Here is a 2,587-nt window from a genome sequence, read left to right as displayed (position 1 = left end):
TGGACGGCGTCAACCAGCATGGCCGGTCCAGCGACAATCATCTTGGCCGGTTTAGGGGGATGAATGTCGTTGTTTAGTGGTCTATTTCATTGGCTCCTTGGTGTGGTTGTCGCAGTCTTTTGATGATTGACGTTTTCGATTTGCTTTGTCGTTTTCAAGTTGAACTCTCTGGCGTCGAAGGGCCTCTTTGCTGCGGTAGCTTTCAACATTGTTGAGCTCAAAGATTGTGGAGTGGTGTACCAGACGGTCAATGGCCGCCACCGTCATGCCCGGATCCGGGAACACGCTGTCCCATCCCGAGAACGGCTGGTTGGCCGTTATCAGGATGCTGCGTCGCTCGTAGCGCTCGGAGATCAACTCAAACAGCACGCTGGACTCGGCCTGATCTTTTCGGACGTACGAGAGGTCATCCAGAATGATCAAGTCATAGCGGTCCAGCTTTACCAGGGCTTGGGGCAGCTGTAGGTTTTGTCGAGCGCTCTGCAAGCGCTGCACCAGTTCACTGGTGCGCGTGTAGAGCACCCGGTACCCAGCGTCGATCAGCGCATGACCAATACCGCAGGCAACATGACTTTTCCCCACGCCAGGGGGGCCAAAGATCAGAATGGTGGCCCCCTTATCGATCCAGGAATCCCCGCTGGCCAGCGCCATTACATGGGCCTTGGAGAGCATTGGCACCTCGGCAAACTCGAAGCTCGCCAGCGTCTTGGTTGTATCCAACTGCGACTCGTCACGGTGGCGTTCAATTCGTCGCTTGGCCCGCTCTGCCAATTCGTGTTCCAGTAAGGCGCTCAGAAATCGCCCAGCTGGCCACCCCTCCTTGTCCGAGCGCTGGGCAAACTCCGTCCACAGTCTGCCCATCGTGGGCAGACGAAGTTCGTTGAGCATCAAGGCGTTTCGGGCTGGCTCGAAGGCTTGGGAGCTCATGCCAGCACCTCTTCTTGCTCGGTGGCTTGTGTGCTTGGCAGCAGCGCGTCATAGATGCTGGGCGGAGGAATTTCAACCGTTACCTGGCGAACCTCGGTCCTGCGCGGGGTGAACTCTTCGCGCAAACGCTTGACATCAGGCAGCACCCCTGCTGCCAGAAGCGCCTCAAGCCGAACAGCCAATACAGCCTCCACCCCATCGTTGGCGGCCATCTCCAACAGGCCCACGATCGCTTGGCAGGCCAGGCGCTGGGTCAGCTTGGCATCGAGCTGCTCCCAGGTCCTGCGGTACGCCTCCCGCGGAAACAGTGCATCGCGGAACACCAGGCCCTTGAACGCTTGGGGTTTGCGTTTGAGGGCTTCAATGAAGTGACGGTAATCGATCACCCGACCACGCCCGGTAATGGGCGAGCGCGTGCCACGTGCCAAACTCAGAACCAGCGCTCCAGAGAGATAACAGTCCAGGTGATCGCTGAACAAGCGCACCTTCAGGCGCTGCCCAATCAGCCGCGAGGGTGCGCTGTACAGGATGCCGCACACCGTGAAGGTGCTCGAACGTGTGACACGACCCTCGTCTTCAACAAAGTCGGTCGTGCGCCTTTGGGGCAGGTCCTGCAATTGCGCACGCTCGATCTGGAAGGCCGCCGCGTTGCGCCGATTACGTCGTATCACGCACTCACGTACAAAGCCCTCGTAGGCCGAGCGGTCCTCAAAGTCGCGGTGTCCACGTAAAAGAAGTGCTTGCTCCAGGGCCTCCTTCAGATACCGGTGGGATGACTCTACGCTGCCATTTTCATTGCTGAGGCCACGGTTGTTGCGGGTGGCGGCCATGCCGTAATGGTCAATCAGTGCCGTATAGCGAACAGTAAAGTCCTCTTCCTCGGTCAGATTTTTGAAGGCCGCCGACAGGCTGTCCGTTCGGTGCTCCTGTGGGGTGCCGCCAGCCTGCCACAAGGCATTCTGCAATCCCTTGGAGAGGGCCTCAAAGCTCTCCCCACCTTCGACCACTTCAACGTGTTCCCAGCGTGAGAAGGCAAGAACGAAGTGATACAGAATGTGCGCAAACGGGACACTTGCAATCGTGATGCGCAACTCCCCCATGGAAGTGAAGTCGGATAAACCACGGTGGCCCGGTGCATGCGCCTGCGGGAAGAACACTTCCTTTGCGGGCCCCTCCATGGCGCGCCACTGACGAATATGACGCTGCAGGGTACGCAGTGTGCCGTCGGGGAAGTCGTTGGGGTGGTCGTGCTGGAGCTGGCGCAGCAAGGTGATGGCCATCAGCTTGGGCGCGCTTTTGAGCAGCGGCAAGACTTCACTGTCCCAGACCTGCAGAAATGGATCGACCCGCGAGCGCCAATAGCGCCGGGGGGTCTGTGTGGGAAGAGTGCTGGCACCATCGATGCGCCGCGCACTGCGCTCGCTGATACCGGCTTTGGCCGCAGCCAGCACCTGTGTCTTTTTCTTACGGATGTTCATGTAGAGGCAAACCTGCTGATCGGTGATTCGGGTTGATGGCACTGGGCTGAACTCTCTGTTTGAGACTTAAGCCCACCATCTTGAACCCCCTGCAAGCCGGCGCGGCCGGTGGATCGTCGTCTACGTCGGCTACGCCGCCTTCGACTCCTCACCACCGGCCAGGATGTTTGTCGTCAGACCGG

Annotated in this window: 2 protein-coding genes; both read right to left on the bottom strand. The window is 59.1% G+C overall.

Features of this window, described 5'->3' with window-relative positions; genetic code table 11:
- Positions 1-81 precede the first annotated feature (81 nt).
- Positions 82-927, bottom strand: a complete 846-nt coding sequence (gene istB, locus ABWP81_RS11530) for an IS21-like element helper ATPase IstB (RefSeq protein ID WP_353141907.1) — start codon at positions 925-927, stop codon at positions 82-84.
- Entirely contained in the window at positions 924-2,447 is a 1,524-nt protein-coding gene (gene istA / locus ABWP81_RS11525) for an IS21 family transposase (RefSeq protein ID WP_502905539.1), read from the bottom strand. Before istA ends, istB begins: the two co-directional genes overlap by 4 nt.
- Between the last annotated feature and the right edge of the window lie 140 nt (positions 2,448-2,587).

The organism is Limnohabitans sp. (genome assembly GCF_040401135.1).
Taxonomy (GTDB): Bacteria; Pseudomonadota; Gammaproteobacteria; order Burkholderiales; family Burkholderiaceae_C; genus Limnohabitans.
The sequence above is the reverse complement of the archived record's forward strand: the minus strand, read 5'-3'. Positions and strand labels throughout refer to the sequence as shown.